This is a genomic window from Nocardia sp. NPDC050713 (genome assembly GCF_040654315.1).
GTDB lineage: Bacteria > Actinomycetota > Actinomycetes > Mycobacteriales > Mycobacteriaceae > Nocardia.
Window position 1 is genome coordinate 42,654 of the sequence record NZ_JBFAHS010000022.1, and the last position, 20,044, is coordinate 62,697.

At 66.7% G+C, this 20,044-nt stretch carries 17 protein-coding genes and 2 pseudogenes; 9 read left to right on the forward strand and 10 right to left on the reverse strand.

All coding sequences use genetic code 11. The features are described from left to right. Positions 1-5 precede the first annotated feature (5 nt). The 4 genes and pseudogenes from AB0H49_RS31070 (at position 6) to istB (ending at position 4,434) form a co-directional block, all read left to right on the forward strand. Positions 6-1,326: pseudogene (locus AB0H49_RS31070) on the forward strand (MFS transporter). Positions 1,327-1,345: 19 nt separating this feature from the next. Then, entirely contained in the window at positions 1,346-1,930 is a 585-nt protein-coding gene (locus AB0H49_RS31075) for an alpha/beta hydrolase (protein ID WP_357256342.1), read from the forward strand. Positions 1,931-2,035: 105 nt separating this feature from the next. Continuing rightward, complete coding sequence (locus AB0H49_RS31080; RefSeq protein WP_357256343.1) at positions 2,036-2,800, forward strand: hypothetical protein; 765 nt, start codon at positions 2,036-2,038, stop codon at positions 2,798-2,800. Between the two features lie 897 nt (positions 2,801-3,697). Continuing rightward, positions 3,698-4,434 (forward strand): annotated as a pseudogene (istB, locus tag AB0H49_RS31085) (IS21-like element helper ATPase IstB). A 172-nt stretch (positions 4,435-4,606) separates the two neighbouring features. Here the strand turns inward: istB and AB0H49_RS31090 are convergent. Next, positions 4,607-5,029 carry a VOC family protein gene (locus AB0H49_RS31090; protein ID WP_357256344.1) on the reverse strand — a complete coding sequence of 141 codons (423 nt, stop codon included), beginning with the start codon at positions 5,027-5,029 and terminating at the stop codon, positions 4,607-4,609. Between the two features lie 422 nt (positions 5,030-5,451). Continuing rightward, positions 5,452-6,639 (reverse strand): Ig-like domain-containing protein, encoded by a 1,188-nt coding sequence (locus tag AB0H49_RS31095; protein WP_357256345.1) that lies wholly within the window; start codon positions 6,637-6,639, stop codon positions 5,452-5,454. 582 nt (positions 6,640-7,221) lie between these two features. On the opposite strand from AB0H49_RS31095, the gene AB0H49_RS31100 reads away from it, so the two are divergent. Further along, positions 7,222-7,947, forward strand: a complete 726-nt coding sequence (locus AB0H49_RS31100) for a hypothetical protein (protein WP_357256346.1) — start codon at positions 7,222-7,224, stop codon at positions 7,945-7,947. Positions 7,948-7,963: 16 nt separating this feature from the next. On the opposite strand, the gene AB0H49_RS31105 is transcribed toward AB0H49_RS31100, so the two are convergent. The 4 genes from AB0H49_RS31105 to AB0H49_RS31120 all read right to left on the reverse strand — a co-directional run bounded on the left by AB0H49_RS31105 (position 7,964) and on the right by AB0H49_RS31120 (position 11,530). Next, a complete protein-coding gene (locus AB0H49_RS31105; RefSeq protein ID WP_357256347.1) occupies positions 7,964-8,626 on the reverse strand; it encodes a trypsin-like serine protease in 663 nt (220 codons plus the stop codon). Between the two features lie 585 nt (positions 8,627-9,211). Continuing rightward, positions 9,212-9,967 carry a hypothetical protein gene (locus AB0H49_RS31110; protein WP_357256348.1) on the reverse strand — a complete coding sequence of 252 codons (756 nt, stop codon included), beginning with the start codon at positions 9,965-9,967 and terminating at the stop codon, positions 9,212-9,214. 58 nt (positions 9,968-10,025) lie between these two features. Continuing rightward, positions 10,026-10,910 (reverse strand): alpha/beta fold hydrolase, encoded by an 885-nt coding sequence (locus AB0H49_RS31115; protein ID WP_357256349.1) that lies wholly within the window; start codon positions 10,908-10,910, stop codon positions 10,026-10,028. Then, positions 10,907-11,530, reverse strand: coding sequence for a TetR/AcrR family transcriptional regulator (locus AB0H49_RS31120; RefSeq protein WP_357256350.1), 624 nt, complete (start codon positions 11,528-11,530; stop codon positions 10,907-10,909). The genes AB0H49_RS31115 and AB0H49_RS31120 overlap by 4 nt, the downstream gene beginning before the upstream one ends. Before the next feature lie 168 nt (positions 11,531-11,698). Here AB0H49_RS31120 and AB0H49_RS31125 point away from each other — a divergent pair, with 168 nt between their 5' ends. Next, complete coding sequence (locus AB0H49_RS31125) at positions 11,699-12,031, forward strand: thioredoxin domain-containing protein (protein WP_357256351.1); 333 nt, start codon at positions 11,699-11,701, stop codon at positions 12,029-12,031. 55 nt (positions 12,032-12,086) lie between these two features. Here AB0H49_RS31125 and AB0H49_RS31130 read toward each other — a convergent pair whose 3' ends face one another. Beyond that, complete coding sequence (locus AB0H49_RS31130) at positions 12,087-13,049, reverse strand: alpha/beta hydrolase (RefSeq protein ID WP_357256352.1); 963 nt, start codon at positions 13,047-13,049, stop codon at positions 12,087-12,089. Positions 13,050-13,180: 131 nt separating this feature from the next. Continuing rightward, positions 13,181-14,170, reverse strand: coding sequence for a GlxA family transcriptional regulator (locus tag AB0H49_RS31135; protein ID WP_357256353.1), 990 nt, complete (start codon positions 14,168-14,170; stop codon positions 13,181-13,183). Positions 14,171-14,279: 109 nt separating this feature from the next. Between AB0H49_RS31135 and AB0H49_RS31140 the strand changes: the two genes are divergently transcribed. The 3 genes from AB0H49_RS31140 to AB0H49_RS31150 all read left to right on the forward strand — a co-directional run bounded on the left by AB0H49_RS31140 (position 14,280) and on the right by AB0H49_RS31150 (position 17,764). Then, a complete protein-coding gene (locus AB0H49_RS31140; protein ID WP_357256354.1) occupies positions 14,280-14,864 on the forward strand; it encodes a TetR/AcrR family transcriptional regulator in 585 nt (194 codons plus the stop codon). Positions 14,865-15,206: 342 nt separating this feature from the next. Continuing rightward, the gene (locus AB0H49_RS31145; RefSeq protein WP_357256355.1) at positions 15,207-16,730 is read left to right on the forward strand and encodes a GMC oxidoreductase; all 1,524 of its coding nucleotides are present in this window, start codon (positions 15,207-15,209) and stop codon (positions 16,728-16,730) included. Positions 16,731-17,416: 686 nt separating this feature from the next. Beyond that, positions 17,417-17,764, forward strand: coding sequence for a hypothetical protein (locus AB0H49_RS31150; protein WP_355003037.1), 348 nt, complete (start codon positions 17,417-17,419; stop codon positions 17,762-17,764). Between the two features lie 99 nt (positions 17,765-17,863). Here the strand turns inward: AB0H49_RS31150 and AB0H49_RS31155 are convergent, their stop codons facing one another. Together AB0H49_RS31155 and AB0H49_RS31160 are read right to left on the reverse strand one after the other, a co-directional pair. Next, complete coding sequence (locus tag AB0H49_RS31155) at positions 17,864-18,322, reverse strand: TetR family transcriptional regulator (RefSeq protein ID WP_355003036.1); 459 nt, start codon at positions 18,320-18,322, stop codon at positions 17,864-17,866. Between the two features lie 100 nt (positions 18,323-18,422). Then, positions 18,423-19,994 (reverse strand): MFS transporter, encoded by a 1,572-nt coding sequence (locus AB0H49_RS31160; RefSeq protein WP_357256356.1) that lies wholly within the window; start codon positions 19,992-19,994, stop codon positions 18,423-18,425. Positions 19,995-20,044 lie beyond the last annotated feature (50 nt).

The window sequence follows — 20,044 nt, forward strand, 5'->3', positions numbered from 1 at the left end:
CGCCCATGGGCCTGCGCAACACCGCGATCGCCCCTTCGACGACCATGGAGGGAACGACGCGTACACGAACCCGCGGCTACCCGTGGCTCGTCTTCGCCCTGATCTTCGGCTTACTCCTATCGGACTACATGTCCCGGGCAGGTCCTCAGCGCGGTCTTCCCGTTTCTGAAGGACGAATGGGCACTGTCGGATTCGAAACTCGCCTCGCTCAACAGCATCGTCGCCCTGACAGTCGGCGTGCTGGCTTTCCCGATCTCGCTGCTGGCGGATCGATGGGGACGCATCAAGAGCCTCGTCACGATGGCGGTGATCTGGAGCGCGGCAACACTGTTGTGCGCCTTGGCCGCCAACTACGGACAGATGCTCGGCGCCCGCTTCCTCCTCGGCGTCGGTGAGGCGGCATACAGCAGTGTCGGACTGGCTGTCATCCTCACCGTCTTCGGACCACGCCTGCGGGCCACCATCAGCGGCGCCTTCCTGTCCGGTGCCACCTTCGGCTCGGTCGTCGGCGTCGCCCTCGGCGGCATCATCGCCGTCCACATGAGCTGGCGCTGGGCATTGACCTCGATGGCGGTTCTCGGCCTGCTCCTGGTGGCGCTGCTTCGGGTTCTGGTCACCGAAGCCGGACTCGCTCGCCACCAGGCCGACGAGGCCGTCGCCGAGCAAGCCGCAACGGATACCTACCGCGCGCCGCTGTCGACGCTGGCCACCAACCCGGCGCTGCTGTGCGCCTACGTGGGCAGCGGGCTACTGATGTTCGTCAGCGCCGCCCTCATGCTCTGGCTACCCAGCTTCTTCAACCGTTCCCACGGTATGGCCCCGGACAAGGCGGGGGCGACCGCGGCGCTGTTCATCGTGCTCATGAGCATCGGCATGATCGTCTTCGGCGGCCTCACCGATCGTCTCAGCCGTGATCGCCCAGCCCGTAAGTGGCTCATCGCGGCCATCTACTGCACGGTGTCGGGAGTCCTGTTGTTCGCGGGATTCGGTGGCGCGTCCGGAACGCTACAGTTCGTACTGCTCGGAGCCGGGGCCCTCGTCAGCGCAGGCGCCACCGGACCGATGTCCGCGCTGGTCGCCGACCTGGCCCACTCGAGCGTGCGTGCCTCCGCATTCGGCATCGGCATTCTGGCCAACAACGTTCTCGGAATCGCACTGGGCCCGATGGTGATCGGCGCCCTGGCCGACGACATCGGCCTGGAGTCTGCCCTGAGACTGTCGCCCGTTGTCTACTTCGGCGCCATCGCCGCACTGCTGCTCGGCCAGCGGTTGTACCCGGCAGGACGAGCCAGGGTTGCCGCACTCGGCGCCGCAGATTCTCGCTGAACTCCTCCGAGGAACAACCGTGAACACTACCGTCGACCCGACCGTGGTCCTCGTGCCCGGCCTTGCACCCACCACCGTCGACCATTGGCAATACCTGCTGGCTCAGCGGCTGCCCAAGGCCCGGATCGTCGAGCCGGCCGCCCATGCTCCGCTCAGTCGAGAGGCACGAACGGCCGCACTGGGTGCCACCGTGAGCGCCATCGCGGGCCCGGTCGTCCTAGTCGCCCACAGCGCGGGGGTCCTGACCACCGTTCATTGGGCCCAGCAACCCACCCGCCCGATCCTGGGTGCGCTGCTGGCCACCCCGCCGGACTTCGAACTGCCCCTGCCCGAAGGGTTTCCCTCCCGCGGAGAACTCGAACGCCACGGCTGGAACACGATTCCGCGGCAGCGCCTGCCGTTCCCCAGCATCGTGGCCGCCAGTACCAACGACGCCCTCGCCTCTTTCCGGCGGGTCGCCGGAATGGCGGAGGCCTGGGGTGCCCGACTGGTCGATCTCGGTCCCGTCAGGCACCTGAATCCGGCATCAGGGTTCGGACACTGGCCTGACGCCGAGGGATTCGTGAACGACCTCAGCCGCACCCAGGCTGCCCCCGCGGACTGATCGAACGGTCTGTCCTCGCTCGCAGGGCACACAGCACGCACTGAATCCCCAGCGGGCGGCGGTCACAAGGGCGCTGCCCAACTCACCAATGAAGATGAGGAACCCATGAAGATGAGAACAACGGCTATGACCGCGGCGCTGGCCGCCACTGCCGTAGTGGTCGCAGCGGCGACCGCGCAGGCCGCACCCGCGGCCGGTGAGGAATCCGGTGGCGTGCACTACGAAGTCACCCGCCGCGGGGACTCCGCTGTCGTGGCGGTCAGCGGTGGCACGCTGCGCCACGACGATCAGCAGCTCGTGCTGTTCGATCCCAGCGACAAGCCGGTCGCGGCGATCCCGCTGACCTACCGCGTCGACGACATCGCCTACCCCATCACCGCCAGCATCGACGGTGCGACCGCGACCCTGACACCCTCGGGTGATCATGGGAAACCGGTCACACCCGTGGCCGCCTCCGACATCGTGACCGTCGAACGAGCCGCCACCCAGGTCGCCGAATCCTTCACACCCCGTGATGCCCAGGCACTGGGTGTGTTCGCCCAACGCGCCGCCATCGGTGCCGCGGTCAGCGCCGTGCTCGGTGCGGTCATCGGCGCCGGAATCGGCTGCCTGGTCGGCGGCGCCGCCGGAGCTGTCGTCTCCAGCCCCGTCATCGCACTGCTGCTGCCCTTCGTCGGCGCCACCGTCGCAGGCTGCGTCCTCGGCATGGCCACCCTCGGCGCGGTCGGAACGATGGCCGGAGTCGTCCTGGCCGGCGGACCCATCACCCTGTTCTCCGCCATCCAGTACTTCTCCACCGTCCTCGCCCCCTGCCCACCCGAACTGCCCTCCTGTAAGGACCCGGCACAGCCCGCGCTACCCGCGAAATAGCGGCTACCGGCATCGCGCGTCCGGGAAACCCTGCCTCGACCGCGAAATAGCTACTGACGATGCCGCGCGCCCGGGAGCTACCCGCATCCGGGCGCGTGGCACGCGTACTGGGGGCTACCCGCTGCCCGCTGCCCGCTGCCCGCTGTCCGCTGCCTGCGGCTCGTCGCTCGCGACCACAGACCGCTCGCGACCGCAGCCCGCCGCTGCCGCTGGCCACCGACCGCCGTCCACGCCGCTGGCGACCGCAGCCCGCCGCGACAACCTCAGCCCAGGATCATGGTTCCCTCCGAAACATCCTCTCCACCAACCATTCCCACACACCCCGGCGAATCGGCGCGACCGGGCGCCCGGCACGGAGTCATCGGCCGTATCGCGTCGTGGTTCGGCGAGCATTGGCCCGGGCTCGCGCTGGCCGCCGTTGCGGTGCTCACCGCCTCGATGCTGGGACGATGGCTGCCCGCGATCGGCCCACTGCTGGCGGCGATCGTGCTCGGCGCGGTCGCAGCGAACACCCTGGTTCTATCGGTGATCTATGACGTCGCCGATCGGTGGATACTGACGTCGCCCTCGAACTCGAAGATGTTCGTATCGGCGGATTTTGATGTCGTGATCTTGGTTGCGGTGCAAGGATGCGTGTGCTTCGCCCATACAGACGCGTTGGAGGGAGTCGCCGTTGCCTCGCCAGACGAAGGTCGAGTTCCTACGCCGCGATCCGGCGCGACGCACGAGCGGGGATGTCGGGTCGGGCGTTACAGACGAAGTACGGGGTCGGCTGGCGCACAGTGCAAGCCGCAACGAACGCTGCGTGGCCGAACGAGGCGGCCGTTGCCCTCGGTCGCGGGCCTATGACCAGTTGCTTGTCCGAACTCCATCCTCGACGAAAGGGAGCACTACAGCATGAGCATCGCCGCACCACGCCGCCACGGCATGACCGATCAAGCCGCCGACGCCGCCGTCGACCAAGCCTGCCGAATGCTACGACTCCCCACCATCCGAGCCCAGTTCAACGAGATCGCCGAGGGCCCCACACGCGAGCAGATGACCTACCGGGCATGCCTGGCCGAACTCCTACTCGTCGAATGCGACGACCGCGCCCGCCGACGCAGCGAACGACGTATGGGCGCCGCGGGGTTCCCGCGAGACAAGTCGTTGCGCGCGTTCGATTTCGAGGCCAACCCCAACGTCGTCGACCCCGCCACGATCCACACCTTGGCCAACGGCGAATGTATCAAGAAGGGTTCCCGCTCTGCCTGATCGGTGACTCCGGCACCGACAAATCCCACTTGCTCATCGCGTTGGGCGCCGAAGCCGCCATGCAGGGTCACCGGGTCGAATACACGCTGGCCACGAAGCTGGTCAACGAGCTTGTCGAGGCCGCCGATGACAAGCAGCTGACCAAGACGATCGCTCGCTACGGTCGCGTCGATCTGCTTTGTATCGATGAGCCCGGCTACATGGAACTCGACCGCCGCGGCGCGGAATTGCTGTTTCAGGTCCTGACCGAACGCGAGGAGAAGAACTCCGTCGCGATCGCCTCCAACGAGTCGTTCTCCGGCTGGACCAAGACCTTCACCGACCCCAGGCTTTGCGCCGCGATCGTCGACCGACTCACCTTCGGCGGTCACATCATCTAGACCGGCACCGACTCCTACTGTCTCGCCCGCACTGCCCAAGCCAAGGCTGCCGCTGCTGGGTGATGTCGGTATTCACCGATAGTTCCCAGGTCAACATCCAGAAATGGCCCCGCTGAGGACGACGCTGGGCTGGGGCGAGCCGGTCACCGATCAGAGAGGCGACGGGAGTCGGTCATTGGTGCCGGGCGGTGATGTTGAACATCCAGCTTATCCCGAATTTGTCCACGAGCGAGCCTGCCTCATCTCCCCATACCTGCGTTTCAAGAGGCAGCGTGACGGTGCCACTGACAGACAACTTCTCGAAGTAGTCGTGGAGCTCTCCGTCGTCGCCACCAAGGAAGATCGCAACGTTGTTGCCCGGCCGATAGGACGGGTGGCCGGGTCTTTCATCCGGAAAGTCCCATGCCATCAACGTGTAGCCGGCGGAAGTATCCAGACGAGAGTGCATGACCTTGTCAGCACTCGGCGAATCCGGTGAGCCGAAGTCCGCGACCGTTGAAACCTCCAGCGCGCCGCCGAAGACCTGCTGGTAGAACTCCATCGCCTCCCGCGCGTTCCCATTGAACGTGATACATGGATTGACCTGAGAACCCACTCGAACGCTCCTTCGTGAACTGACCGATCGCGCTGTCCGATGGCCGCCAAATCAAGGCTCCCAACAAATCACGACACCCTCTGTCGTGATTCTTGGTATAACTCTGGGTGTGTGCGTCGTCACGCCGTCACGCCGTCACCGATCGGACCTACCGACATCAGCGGCCCCTTGTATCTCTGCCGCCCACTGACAGCAGCCCGGAATCCGGGACAGTCGCCTCAGCGACCTGGTGACGTCAGAATTCACCGATCGGATCGGACCGATCCGCCATTGAACGACAACCAAATTCACCGGCGAACGACGTCAGAATTCACCGGCACAACCAAACACCCGATTCGGCGTCCGGTGCGGCCCGGTGATCGGCGTCTGCATGCCGGTCCCGCACCGGCCTCACGCGGAATTCGGTGAGCTGCCTGCTCGTGTCAGGCGGGGGTGCCGCCGCGAAGCCAGTCGGGCCAGGGGATGCTCCAATCGCCGTTCTGCCAGATGTCGAGGGGGTCACCGCCGGTGTTGCGGACCTCGACGACGTCGCCGGGGATGACGAAGTCGTAGAACCATGCGGCATCGTCGGGGGAGAGGTTCAGGCAGCCGTGTGAGACGTTGGTGTTGCCTTGGGCCCACATGCTCGAGGCCAGTGCGTGGACGAAGATTCCGTCGTGGCTGATGCGGACCGCGTGGTCGATGCTCGTGCGGTAGCCGCCGGAGTTGGTGGGCAGGCCGTAGGTGGCGGAGTCCATGATCACCGGGTTGTTCCGGTCCAGCACGGTGTAGATGCCGGGGCGGGTCCAGAACGACAGATATTTGCCTCCGACAGCTATGGTGCCGCCCTTGCCCATCGATGTGGGCATGGTGCGCACCAGGTTCCCGTTGTCGAAGACCTCGATGTGTTTGGTGTCGTCGTCGGCGATCGCGACGTGCGCGGGGCCGATGTTCACGGAAACCCGTTGGTCGCGCAGGCCGTAGCGGCCCTCGCCGAGCGCGCGTCCGAAGAGGTCGGCTTCGACCGTGATCTGGGTTCCCGGCGCGTGATAGTGCTCCGGCCGCCAGTGTGCGTTGTGATCGTCGAGCCAATACCAGGCGCCGGTGACGGCGGGCTGTGTGGTGACCTTCAAGTGGCGTTCCGCGGCGGCCCGGTCTACGGGTTCGTCGAAATGGGCGACGAGCACGAAACCCACTCCGTAGGTGTCGTTTTCGGCCAGCTCGACAAGATTGGCGGAGCGCAGCGAGACGTCGATGAGCTGTTGCGGTCGCACCGTGGCGCAGGTCGCCGTCGTGGTGACGTCGCCTGTTTCGCCGTGCGCGACGGCTTTCACGGTGTAGGTGTGTCCGTAACCGAGTGGTTCGGCGCTGGTCCAGGTTCGATGATCGGGCGCCGGTGCACCGGGTAGTGATCTGCCCGTTTCATCGATCCATTCGACCGACCGCAGCGTCCCGTCGGTGACCGTGACCGTGCCGGGGCTGCGCGCATCGACGTCGTGCGCGCCGGGTGGCGGATCGATCCGGATTGTGGCGGGTTCGGGAGGCGCGGGTTCCAACTGCCCGCATCCGGCCAGTGCGAGGCCACCCGCACCGGCGAAGCCGATCAGCATCCGACGACGTCCCAATGCCACCGTGTCTCTCCCTTCGCTGGGGTGCAGCAGGGCCGACCTCTGTCCGCTAGCATGTGGCAGCTACGCATCGGCCGAGACGGCAACGGGCGGTATCTCCACCGATCCGTCGCGCAACCGACACCGTTCCGCGATTGATCGGAGTTTTCGGACAAGACGGTCACGGAACTGCAAGGCTCGGACAATCCCACGGTCCTGGCTACCTTCCGGCGAGCTCGGCGACGACCGGAGCGCACCGGTCGGCGAGGTCGGCGCCGAGTGCGCTTCCCACGCCGTCAGCCAGGCCGGGCGTAGCGGAGAGTCGTACACCCAGGTGCCAACGCGCAGGTCGGTCAGGGCCGCGACGGTGGCCAGCATGGGACCGGGCGCCGCGGGGCGGCCCATGATCATCTCGTTCGGTATATCCAGAGACTGTGACGACGGATCCGCCCGGAATTCACCGGTGCAGCAGAGATCGCGTGTGCGTTCCAGCGAACGCCTTCCATTCGGGATGCGTTCGGCGTCGGGTGCGCGATAGCGCAGTCGCGCGGTGGATCGAGCAGCCAGAGATAATGCCGCATGGGATTTTTCAAGCCGAGGTGCCCGGTGGGGGAGATCGAGCGGCTGTGGGTCGAGGAGATGTTGAGCTGGTGCGCAACGCAATTCGGGCACAGGACGCTGCGAACGCCGGTGATCCTGCCGACTTCGGACTTCTTTCCCGACGCGTACTCCGGCACCGAGCCGGAGGTCCGTTCCTTGGTCGAGCGCGTGAGCGGGTACATGGGTGTCCGTCGGGATCGCGTCGTCGTAGAGATCGACACGGACGGCGATGTGTTGCCGGAGGACATCGCGTTTCTGGAGGGTTCTTCGCACGGGGAGGCGGGACACTACCGTCTGGAGCGCGGCCGCGCGGTGGTGTCGCTCTCGATGTCCCAGATGCGCTCGCCGGTCGCGTTGGTAGCGACGGTCGCCCATGAGCTGGCGCACGAACGTCTTCTCGGTGAGGACCGCATCGCGCCCGATCGGCACGATGGCGAGCAGCTCACCGATCTGGTCACCGTGTACCTGGGGCTCGGCGTCTTCAACGCCAATGCGGCGTTCCAGTTCGCCCAGAGTCGCCACGGCTGGCGATCCCAGCGGCTGGGCTATCTGTCACAGCCGATGTTCGGGTACGCGCTCGCCTGCTGGAGCGTGATGCGCGGCGACCCCAGACCGTTGTGGGCCGAGCACCTCGACACCAACCCCCGCGTCTACATGAAACAGGGCCTCAAATACTTGCGAGCGAACCCGGAGCGAGTCGTCTGCCCGCCTGGGATCGGAACGCCAGGTTGACGAACGAGCAGCTGCCCTAACCGATCGGCTTGAAGCCGGCGCCGACGCCACCCTGGGCCGCGAGATCCGCCAGCACGCCGCTGATTCCGGTGAACTGAATGGGCGCCCAGATACGCATCAGGTTGATCGAGGAGGCGATGCCCACCAGCCCGGAGCCCGCGTAGGCCGGACCACCGGAATCGCCCGGAAAGACGAGCTGCCAGGACCGTACCGCGTTGCCGTCGCGTTCGAGCATGTTGCCGCAGGTGTGCTCGGTGACCTGGCCGTACTTGCACAGCAGCTGACTGGGATCGGGATAGGGGGTGATGCGGTCGACGCGCCGACCCGCCGGGGTCAGGTTGGTGGGCTTGACGATCTTGGGGTCGAGCTGGATCACCGCGTAGTCGAGCTGGGCGTCCTCCCGAAAGAGTTCCGAAGGCCACTTGCTGGACCACGCCGCGAAGTAACCCACGTCTCGACCGCCGACGCTCACGCGCTGGTTCGGGACCCGCATGCAGTGCCCGGCGGTCAGCGCGACGAGGTTGCCGTGCTTGTCCGTGCCGACTGAGGCGATGGTGCAGACTCCGATCGAGGTTCCCGGGCCGACGACGACGGGGTCGTCGGCTTGCGCCGGAACGGCGGGGAGGATGGCAAGGCCGAGGGCGCATAGTGCGGCGGAGATGGTGGTCTCGAGATTCACGGGTATCCCTCTTTCTCGACAATGCTCAAGTTGTGGCGTCGGCCCGCGCTACGGGCCGGATCACGGCGGGACGGTGCGAATTTCGTGGGCTCGTCGGTTGGTTCGGGTCGGTCGGTATGGCCGGGCACAACGAGGTGTGGAGCATGAACTTGTCGGGCGGGAAGGTCCGACGCCGATTTCGGTCGCTACGGCAAGCCCGCGGCCATTGGCCTGGATTCGCTCGGTGATCCCGGCGGGCTTGCCCGGTCGTCGAGCGAATCGGCAGCGACCAGCGCGAACGTCAGCGGCTGCCCGGACAGCTGGAACTCACCCGCACATCCCAACACGGCTAACTGCACAGACGATCAACGACACGCTCGGAGAAGATTACCGGGACTCGATGCCCCGGTGGAGGTGAACGGGCCATCGGAGTGATTCGCCCCTGACCGGGCGTTTCGCGCTGAGGAGTCGACGCCGAATCAGGGGCGCTGAGCCGAGCGGCACCAAGTGGACCGCGAGGTCTGGAACAAGCATGGTGCCGCCGGCCTGCTCGGTGTGGACCTGCCGGAGGAACGCGAGAGGGCGACCGAGGCTGCCGCTCGTGGGTCAGCGGGTGAAGACGGTGGTGTGGGCGGTGGTGAGCAAGGCGGTCAGTTCGGCGCCCGCGGCCTCGTCGAGGACGGCGAAGGCGGGGGCGATGAGGGTGTCGGTGAGCGCTTCGGCGCGTTGCCAGCGGTCTTGGATGGTGGGGGTGATCTCTTCGAAGGGCTCGGGCCAGCCGTACCAGCGGGCCTGGTTGGGGCCGTTGTTGAAGGGGGAGCCCGAGACGAGGACGGCTTGCAGCGGAGTGAGGCCGCTGGTGCGCACGGCGAGGAGGTGCAGGCCGCCGCGGAGTTCGCGCAGGACGTGCGCGAGTTGCGCGACGCGGGCGGGGGCGTCGGCGGGAAGTGGCAAGGCGCGCCAGCCCGCGAAGAGGGGCAGGCCGGCCGGATCGGCCGCGGCGACAACGACTTCCAGCAGTTGGGCGAGGCGTTCGGCCTGGTCGAAATCGGCGAGTTTGCGGCGGCCGAAATCCTGACATGCGGCGGCGTAGCCGTCGGCGGCCTTGGCGGCGGGCATCGGCACCGACTCCCAGGCCTTGCGGATCGAATGGGCGGGGAAGAATCCGAAGGCGGCGGTCACCACGTCGGCGTCGACGTCGCCGAGCACACCGCCCCTGCCGCGGACGTACGGGCCGAAGAACCCGTCGACCCCGGTACTGCGTGCGAATTCCTTCGCCTCCCGGGAGAACATGAATCCCCCGCCGAGTTCCTGGACCTGCTTCTTGACCGCGGCGGCGACCGACACGCGCACTCCCTTCATCGGACTGTCATCCAGCCGTCACCCTAGGTGATTCTTACACCGTACGGAAGGGGCGTGATCAGACTTCGGGAAGTACTCGGCGGAGAAAGTCGATCTGGTCTGCGAGGACCTTCTCGCGGTTGTCGGCGCGATACACCTCGAAGTGGCTGAACGGGTAGGTGCGCAGCTCGCCCCGGGGCGCGCGCTCGGCGAGTTCGACGGTGTTCTCGGCGAGGGTCTCGCGGTCGCCTTCCGCGATGGAGACCAAGAGCGGCATGCGGAGCCGCGGCGCGTGATCGCCTGGTTTGTAACGCATCATCTGGAGCAGGCCGCGCGGCGCCACGCTGTTGCGCCAGGTGTCGCTGCGCATCGCGTCGATGGTGGCCTGTGCTTGCGGGCCGGTCATGACAGCGAGTTCGCCTGGGCGGCCGACAGCGGGAATGTAGTGCGGCGAGAGGCCGAAGACGCCGCGCAACCAGTCCACGACCATCACGCGCAGCAGTGCGAAAGTGGCTCTGGTGGAACGTCCTTCGGCTCGGCGCGGAAATCCGTTGAAGGGCACCTGCGCCAGTACCGCCGCGATGCGCTCGTCGTCGGCGGCGACCGTCACGACATGGCCGCCGCCGAGCGAGGTGCCCCACAACACGATTCGATCGGGATCGACCAGTGGATGCTCGCGGGCGAAGCGGACCGCGGCGCGAATGTCGGCCAACTGGTCCTCGATGTCGACGACCTGACGCGGTCGACCCGCGCTCGCGCCGAAGCCCCGGTAGTCGAAGGTCAACGCCGTCATGCCCGCGGCGGCGAAGGTCTGGGCGGCCGCGACGACCGACGGGGTGTCCTGGGTGCCGCTGAAACCCGTGCACAGGACGACGCAGGGGCGACCGACGGTGTCCGTCTCGGTGTACAGGGCGCCCGCGCATTCGGTGCCCGACGAATCGAAGGTTATCGCAACGGTTTTCATCGTTCCTCCGCGTGCCGATCGGAATGCGGGAGCTTCGTGCCGAGCATGCGCTCGAGGAGATCCACGAGCGTGGCGCGATGCGCGCGCAGGTCCAGGTCCGGGCGCTCGGCGTAGACCTCGTGCAGTTCCCGCAGTGCGCCGAGCAGGGCGATCGCGGTGAATTCCGGGTCGGGAACGCGGAATTCGCCCTGGCTCGCACCCGCTGTCAGCAGGGTGCACAGGGCGGGGCGTAGTTCGTTCGCCACGCTATCCACGATTCGATGGTGCATGTCGCGGAAGCGATCCCCGTGCAGCGCGGCCAGCAGGCCGGGCGCTTCGTTGCGTTCGGTGAGCGCGTAGCTGTGGTCGACGTAGCTGAGCAGCCGCGCGCTGGGCGATCGCGATTCGTCTTGCAGGATAGCGAGATAGGTCGCGCACAGCCGCTGCGCGATGGTGTCGACGGCGGCGGCGAACACCTGCTCCTTGGAGCTGAAGTAGTGGTAGAAGCAGCCTTTCGCGACGCCGAGCCCGCCGGTGATGGATTCGACGGTGGTCTGGTCGTAGCCGCGCTCCACGAAACTGCGCACGGCCGCGTCGACGATCTCGGCTTTGCGGACTTCGGGCTTCTTCACCTGTCGCACGGCGCACCTCCCTGCGTTCGACGCTACCGACCGACCGTCGGTCGGTCAATAGGTGAGGAGGGCGCGCCAAGCCTCGCCAAGGGCACGGTTGCCGGCAGCGAATTCGGACGTTTGCCCGGTCACCACCCGGCAATGCGATAGCTGAGCGCAGCGTCGAGGAGGCAAGCGATGAAGGTCCCGAACACCGTCTCCGCCGAAACCTTCGCCACGACCGTGCTCGACTCCAGCAAGCCGGTGCTCGTCGCCTTCTCCGCCCCCTATTGCGCCCCCTGCCGCAGGGCCGCACCGACGCTGCGCCAACTCGCCGACGAACTCGCCGATCGGCTCGTCGTCGTCACGGTGAACGTGGAGGAGCAGCCCGAACTGGCCGAGCGGTACGGGGTCCGGGCTTTCCCCACGCTGGGCCTGTTCGTCGACGGCCGCCTCGTGCACCACAGCGTGGGTGTCGACCCGGTATCGGAATTCCTGGACGAGTTCGGCGACTTTTTCCCTGACCGCTGAGCCGCCGGGGCCGAGAAGTCCCCGGCCGCGGCGGACGGCTGATCAGGCGAAGCGCTCAGTCGTGCAGTGCCGTGGACAGCGCCGCGACGGCTTGGGCGATCGCGGCCTTGGCGGCGTGGGTGTCGTGCAACGAGTTGACCATCACGAAGTCGTGCACGATCCCGCCGTAGCGGGTCTGCGTCACGGGCACGCCCGCGCGCCGGAGGTTGGCCGCGAAGGCCTCGCCCTCGTCGCGCAGCACGTCGGCCTCGGCGGTGATGACCAGGGCGGGCGGGAGTCCGGCGAGCTGCTCGGTCGTCGCGCGCAAGGGCGACGCGGTGATCTGCGCCCTGTCCTCTTCGCTGGTCGTGTACTGGTCCCAGAACCACCGCATGCCGTCCCGGCTCAGGAAGTAGCCCTCGGCGAAGTCACGGTACGAGCCGGTGTCGAAGTTCGCGTCGGTGACCGGGTAGAACAGCACCTGCTGTACGAAGGAGACGTCGCCGCGCTCCTTTGCCATCAGCGTCAACGCGATGGCCATGTTGCCGCCGACGGAGTCGCCCGCGATGGCGATGCGCGCGGAATCCAGGCCCTTGGTGCCGCCCTCGGTGGTGACCCACTGGGCGACCCGGTAGGACTGCTCGTTCGCCACCGGGTAGCGCACGTCCGGCGAGCGGTCGTACTCGGGGAACACCACGGCGGCGTTCGCGCCGATCGCCAGATCGCGCACGAGCCGATCGTGGGTGTGCGCGTCACCGAAGACCCAGCCCGCGCCGTGCGTGTAGAGGATGACGGGTAGCGGTCCCGCCGCGCCGACCGGCTTGACGATGCGCACCCGGACCGAGCCGGTGGGCCCGCCCTCGATGGTGATCCATTCCTCATCGATCTCCGGCTTGAAGATCGGACTGTCCTGTACGCCGTCGACCGCTTTGCGGCCCTCTTCCGGCGGAAGCTGGTACAGGAACGGCGGCTCGGAGGTCGCGTCCACGAACTCCTGCGCGGCTGGCTCGAGCGATAGACCGAGGGGATTTCCTGCCATGGTCCCTACCTTTCGGCGTCGTTGTTGAGTGGGGCCTCCAGTTTTCGTGAACCGGGCGCACACGCGCCCCAACCGTTGAGCCAAGTATCCGCCCGTTTTGGGACACCGGACGGCAAACCGCAGAACCAAGATCAGCGGCCGTTCGCGTACGCCGTGGAACGGAAGCGCTGCTGATACTTGCGCGGCGAGACGCCGAGTCGGGCGATGAAGGCGCGGCGCATCGCCTCGGCGCTGCCGTATCCGGCGGCCATGGCGGCTTCGGTGACGCTGTAGCCCGCGTCGAGTTTGTCTCTGGCGTAACCGAACCGGACGAAGGCGACGTACTCCGCGGGCGTGCTCTCCAGCTCGGCGCGGAACAATCGGGTCAGGTGCCGTGGACTCACCCTGGCGTGCGATGCGAGCGTTTTCACCGAGTACGGCTGGGCGGGATCGGCGCAGATCAGGTTGGCGACCGCGCGAATGAGCGGGCTGCGCGGGACGGGTCCGCTCAGCGCCGCCGAGAACTGTGACTGCCCACCGGCCCGCTGCATGTACACCAGCAACGACTGGGCGACCCGCCGCGCGACCGCCGCGCCGTGGTCCTCCTCTACCAGCGCCAGCGCGAGGTCGATGCCCGCGGCGACGCCCGCGGAACTGTAGATGTGCCCGTCGCGCACGAAGATCGCGTCGGAATCCACTTGGACCGCGGGGAATTGGCGGCCGAGGTCTTTGGTGAACTTCCAGTGCGTCGTCGCGCGCCTGCCGTCGAGGAGGCCGAGGTGGGCGAGGATGGCGGCCCCGCTACAGATGGAGGCGAGGCGGCGCGTGTGCTCGGCGAGGTGACGGGTGGCCCGCAGTACTTCCGGCGTCACGAACTGGGCGGCGGGCAGCTCGCTGCCGGGGATGACCACGGTGTCGAAGCGGCCCGCGTCCGCCGCCGCGCAGGTCACGGCGACTCGCGCGCCGATGGAGGTCTGCACGTCGTTGCCGTCGGCGGAGACCAGCACTAGGTCGTAGGCGGGGAGTGACTGGTTGGCCTCGACGAACACCTCGGCCGGGCCCGCGAAATCGAGCATTTTCACCCCGTCGAAGACCAGGATTCCGATGCGCCGCCGCGATGAGGTACCTGCTGTGGAATCCATTGGACAATCATTATGGAATCACGCCTCCACAACCAAGCTGACCGGCCACCGTGTGCCGGACGTCATGCCCGCGACGGAGGCGAATGCCGGGCGTTGCTAGCGTGGACGAATGGGGCGTCCGCGGCAGTTCGACGAGTCGGCGTTGCTCGATGCCGCCATCGAACTGTTCTGGACCGACGGTTTCGACAGCACCTCGGTCGAGGGGGTATCGGGTGCTTCCGGTGTCGGCAACGGAAGTATCTACGCCGCCTATGGCAGCAAAATGGGTTTGTTCCTCGCGGCTTTCGGGCGATACTGCGAGCGGCGGGCCGCGTTCGTGCACGAGGTGCTGCGTGCCGACTCGGGGTCGCCGCAGGCCGCGGTGCGCGCGTTCTTCGACGCGGTGATCGCGGACTGCCTCGCTCACCCCAACCGGCGCGGATGCCTGATGCTCAACAGCATCGGCCAACTCGGGCACCGGGTTCCGGAGGTCATCGCCATCGCCGATCGGACGACCGCGCGGATGGAGAGCCACGTCGCCGACCGGCTGCGCGCCGATATTCCGCGAAAGGTGCTGGACGAGAAGGAGTTAGCGGCGCTCAGCTCCCACATCGTGCTGGTTTCCCAGGGGCTGATTCAGCTGAGCCGGTTGGATGTGCCTCGGCAGCGTTTGCGGGATGTCGCCGAGATTTCTTGTGCCGCTGTCCCGCGATGACTACTCGAGTGAAATCGCCGGTGGCGTCGTAGGGACCGAAACGGCCCTCGGGTGAGCGTTCGGTCGAGGACGTCGAAAACCGCGGCGCCAGCGGTGAACATTCTGTTCACACTTCTCCCATCGGCCCAAGATCGAAAGTTTTCCTGCTTGCCCGGAAAATACCGCGCGGCCGCGTTTCACACCTCTATAACAGGTTCCAATCCATGACTCGACGAGGAGCCTGCGATGTCTGTTCGCACCCATGAAATTCCTGTTGGTAGCCGGTCCGGGCGGGGGGTGAGCAGGCGCGGATTCCTAGCGGCAACGGGTATCACCGTTGGTGCCGCGCTAGTCGGGAGGTCCATGGCGCGGGCGACCGCGGCGCCGCTGGCGGATGGCGAGAAGGTGTCCGCGCTCGTCATCGGCAGCGGATACGGGGGAGCGGTCGCCGCACTGCGGCTCGCGCAGGCGGGCGTGGAGGTGACCGTGGTGGAGATGGGCAGGTCGTGGACGACGCCCGGCTCCGACGGCAAGATCTTCTGTCCCGTGCTGAAACCCGACGGGCGGTCCTACTGGCTGCGCGACCGCACCGATCAGCCGGTCGGCTACTTCGCGGGCAGCAGTTACAACAAGGACATCGAAAGATACACGGGCGTCCTGGATTCCGAACAGTTCAGCGGGATTCGCGTGTATCAGGGCCGCGGCGTCGGAGGTGGCTCGTTGGTCAACGGCGGTATGGCGGTGACACCCAAGCGGGAGAACTTCGCGGCCATCCTGCCTTCGGTGAACGCCGACGAGATGTACAACGTCTACTACCCGCGCGCCAATACCGGTCTGGGCGTGAACAATATCGACCGAAACTGGTTCGAGAGCGCGGAGTGTTACCAATTCGCCCGCGTGGGGCGCAAACACGCGGAACGCTCCGGCTTCGGCTGGACTTTCGTGCCGAACGTCTACGACTTCGAGTACATGAAGAAGGAGCAGGCCGAGCAGGTCACCCGATCGGCACTGGCCGGTGAGGTCATCTACGGCAACAACCACGGCAAGCGGTCGCTGGACAAGACGTATCTGGCCGCGGCCACCGGGACCGGCAAGGTGCGTATCACGCCCATGCACACCGTTACCGCCGTATCGCCCACGGAGGGCGGCTATCGGGTGGAGATGAAAGAGATCGACACCAGCGGCGCCGCGGTGGCGACCAAAACCGTTGTGGCGCAGAAGGTGTTCTTCGCGGCGGGCAGTATCGGCACCTCGAAGCTGTTGGTCGCCATGAAGGCGCAGGGCAAACTGCCGGACCTGCCCGATGCCGTCGGCAAGAAGTGGGGCAACAACGGCAATGTGATGGTGGGCCGCGCCAACCACATGTGGGACGGCACGGGCGTACTGCAATCCAGCATGCCTTGCCTGGGTATCGACAATTGGGCGGATTCGGGTGGCCCGGCCTTCGCCGAGGTCGCGCCGTTCCCCGCGGGGCTGGAGACCTACGTCAGCCTGTACCTGGCGATCACCAAGAACCCCGCTCGCGCCCAGTTCACTTTCAACTCCGGTACCGGCAAGGTCGATTTGAGCTGGCAGACCTCCCAGAACCAGTACGCCATCGACGCCGCCAAGCGCATCTTCGACAAGATCAATCGGAAGGAGGGGACGATCTACCGGACCGACCTCTTCGGCGTCTACAAGACCTGGGGGGACGACTTCACCTATCACCCGCTGGGTGGTTGTGTGCTCAACGAGGCGACCGACAACTACGGTCGCCTCCCCGGCTACACCGGGCTCTACGTCATCGACGGTTCGCTGATTCCGGGCAATACCAGTGTCAATCCCTTCGTCACCATTACCGCTCTGGCGGAACGCAATATCGAGAACATAATCGCCGGCGATCTGTGACCTCGGCGTAGAGGGCGCTGTGGCATGCGTCCTCTACCGCCGCGCGGGGCCGTCGCGGTGAACGCCACGAGTCGTGTTGCCGCCCGGCCCGCTTCGTGTGGCGGGCACAGCCAGCGACGTTCACCTACTTCTCGCTCTGGCCTCGCCTGTTGTTAAGATCGGTTCGCTCGATCGGTAACAAGGGGGGGAAGACTGTGCGGGGCAATCCATCTGGGAACGTTCGTGCCGGCGGACGGCGCATGTCGCGGCGAGTGGCGTACGCGCTGCCTGCCGCGGTGGCAGCCTCACTGCTCGCCACGGGATGTGGCTCCACCCAACCGCGTAAAGCGCCCAAGCCGCCGACGTCGGTCACCACGACCGCGCCCCGGCCCGCACCGTCCGCCACCCAGTCACCGCGTACGACGCTCCCGCAACAGCCGACGGCGACCAAACCCCCGACAACCACCACGGAGCGTGGTGGTCTCGGGGGATCCAGTGGTGGCAGCGGTAGCGGCAGCTGAATCGAACCTGGCGGCTGTGCTCGCCCTCTTCCGCAACAGGTTTCGCGAGAAGATGGTGCCATGACAACGCAAAGCAGCACTGGTGGATCTGCGTCCGGGTCGGCCAGGGAGCCCCTGCTCGAACGAGTCCGCCTGGCGCGAAACAAGTTTCGGCGCGGGTCAGCCGGGTGGTCTGTGGCGCACCATGTGAGTCTCATCGGTGCGGCCGTCCTGAGTGCTGCTGCCGCGCTGGCGATCCAGATTCCGGACCCGCCTCAGGCTGACCTCGCGGCGATCTGCGCGACCGTCGCCGCCTTGCTGTCCACGCTCAATATCGTCGGGGGCTTCGAAACGAAATGGCAGGCGAACCGAAACGCGTTTTATGACCTGGACAGTCTGCTATTGGATGCGGACGACCCGGCGACTTCCCTCGAAGACATACGGAAAGGTTATAAGCAGGCCGTGTACGCGCAGCGAATGACTTGGATCGCGCCGTCCATGCGCGGATTGGAACAGGAGAAGACGACACTACCCGCCAACCGCGCAGCCGATTGATGGACTCGAGCGGTGCGACGGAAATCCGTGCGGGAGGCACCAATGGATTACATCGAACGCCGACTGTTGCGCGACTGGGAAATGTCGACCCGATCCGGGCTATGGGCTGGGGCGCAGTAGCGCGCCACTGAGGACTGCGCGGATGTGGTCCGGGTCGGCTTCGTGGTCGTCGAGGAGGATGGCTGTACACAGTCCGTCGCACAGTGCGACGAAGGCTTCGATGGTGTCGGGATCGGTGGTTCGTGTCCGGGCGAGTTCCGCGACACTGTCACGCCAGCGTCGCGCTGCGGGGCGTAGGGCGGGTCGGCGAGCCGCCAGGGTCGCGAGTTCACGTTCGGCGAGTGCGCGCTCCCGCCCGGGGCCCGCGGATTCGGCGATGATCCTGGCGAGCCCGTCCAGCGGGTCGTCCGCGGTGTCGACGAGTTGGCGGATGCGGTGCGTGTAGGCGTCTGTGACGCTGGTCAGGGCTGCCACCAGCAGGTCGTCCAGGGTGGCGAAGTAGTAGAGGGTCAGGCTGGTGGTGATGCCTGCCTCTTTGGCGACGGTTCGGTGGGTCACGCCGGCGGCGCCGTCGCGGTGAACGATCGTGAGTGTTGCCTCGATGATCTGGGCTCGGCGACGTTGGCCGCGCAGTTTGCGGCCATCGCCAGTGTCGTGTTCAACCACCGTGGTCCTCTCGCCGATCTTCGCCGCTGCCGGGAGTCGAGGCTATCGGCTCCGCCTCGGCGGTGGCGGCGCCGATCGGGCGGATGTGGCACAGCGTCCGGAAGCAAGCGATCGATGCGCCGGCGATGGCGAGACCCGCGGCGATCGCGGCGGTGTTGAGTCCGGCGGTGAACGCGTCCTGCGCTTGGTGGAGAGCCGCTATGGGCAGCTGGTCCGTCACGGAGACCGCGCCGGAGAGGGTGTCGCTGTACGACTCGGCCACGGATCGGGGTAGCCCCGATGGGACCTCGACCGCGGTCCGGTAGATCGCCGTCGTGAGGCTTCCCAGCAGCGCCACCCCGGCCGCGATTCCCAACTCTTGCACGGTCTCCGACAGCGCCGCGGCCGACCCGGATCTCTCTGACGGCGCCGCACTCACGACGATGTCGGTGCCGAGTGCGGCGATGACACCCAGGCCGAGATAGAGGAACGCGAAGCCGGCGACCACATTCGGCTTGCTGTCGGTGTCGGCGAAGGCGAGCAAGGCGTATCCGATCAGTGACAAGGCCAAGGTGCCGGCCATTACCGTGCCCGGCGGAATGCGACCGGCGATCAAAGGGGCACCGATCCCGCCGATCAGCATGGCCAGCGCCGGTGGTCCCATCCACAGCCCGGCCGCCAGTGGCGAGAGGCCCTCGACGAGCTGCAGGTACTGCGTGACCAGATACATCATCCCGCCGAAGCCGACAAGGCCGATCAGCAAGACTGTCGAGGCGGCGGAAAAGGCCCGGCTGTTGAAAAGCCTGATGTCCAGCAGCGGCTCTCGCAAGCGCAGTTGGCGATGGATGAAGGCGACCGTCGAACCGCCACCGAGCAGGACGGCTGCCAAGGCCTGGGCACCGATGCCGTGTGTGGCCACGTGCTTGATCGCGTAGACGATCGGAAGCATCGCCGCCAGCGACAGAGCGACGCTCCGCAGGTCGAGCCGTGAAGCATCGCTCCGATACTCCGGCAGTAACGCCGGTGCCACGACCAGCACTGCGACGCTGATCGGTACCGCGATCAAAAACGCTGCGCCCCACCAGAAATGAGCAACGAGGATCCCGCCGACAACCGGTCCCGCGGCCATGCCGAGGGCGAACATCGTGGCCCACACGCCGATCGCCAAAGCTCGCTGCCTGGCATCGGTGAACATGTTGCTGACCAGGGACAGGGTGGATGGCATCAGCGTCGCCCCGGCCACGCCGAGCAGTGCCCGCGCCACGATCAGCCAGAAGGCGCTGGGGGCGAATGCCGCGAACACCGACACCGCGCCGAACGCGGTCATGCCGATCATCAGCAGGCGCCGGCGCCCGATCCGGTCGCCCAGCGTTCCCATCGTGATCAGGAACCCGGCGATGAGGAATCCGTAGGCGTCCATGATCCACAGCGTCTCTGTCGCGGTGGGATGCAGGTCCGCGGTCAGGCTCGGGACCACGAGGTAGAGCGCCGTGACATCGAGTCCCAACAGGACGGTCGGCAACGCCAACACCGCTAGGCCGGCCCACTGCCGCCCGCCGGCACGTGACGACGGTTCTGTGTCCATCTCACCCTCAAATCTAATTGAACGTACGTACTATTTGTACCATCGTTCAA

Coding starts and splice junctions, on each gene's coding strand:
- AB0H49_RS31080 (WP_357256343.1), top strand. CDS start 2,036: ATGAAGATGAGAACAACGGCTATGACCGCGGCGCTGGCCGCCACTGCC.
- AB0H49_RS31110 (WP_357256348.1), bottom strand. CDS start 9,967: ATGAAGGGAGTGCGCGTGTCGGTCGCCGCCGCGGTCAAGAAGCAGGTC.
- AB0H49_RS31115 (WP_357256349.1), bottom strand. CDS start 10,910: ATGAAAACCGTTGCGATAACCTTCGATTCGTCGGGCACCGAATGCGCG.
- AB0H49_RS31125 (WP_357256351.1), top strand. CDS start 11,699: ATGAAGGTCCCGAACACCGTCTCCGCCGAAACCTTCGCCACGACCGTG.
- AB0H49_RS31130 (WP_357256352.1), bottom strand. CDS start 13,049: ATGGCAGGAAATCCCCTCGGTCTATCGCTCGAGCCAGCCGCGCAGGAG.
- AB0H49_RS31135 (WP_357256353.1), bottom strand. CDS start 14,170: ATGGATTCCACAGCAGGTACCTCATCGCGGCGGCGCATCGGAATCCTG.
- AB0H49_RS31140 (WP_357256354.1), top strand. CDS start 14,280: ATGGGGCGTCCGCGGCAGTTCGACGAGTCGGCGTTGCTCGATGCCGCC.
- AB0H49_RS31145 (WP_357256355.1), top strand. CDS start 15,207: ATGGCGCGGGCGACCGCGGCGCCGCTGGCGGATGGCGAGAAGGTGTCC.
- AB0H49_RS31160 (WP_357256356.1), bottom strand. CDS start 19,994: ATGGACACAGAACCGTCGTCACGTGCCGGCGGGCGGCAGTGGGCCGGC.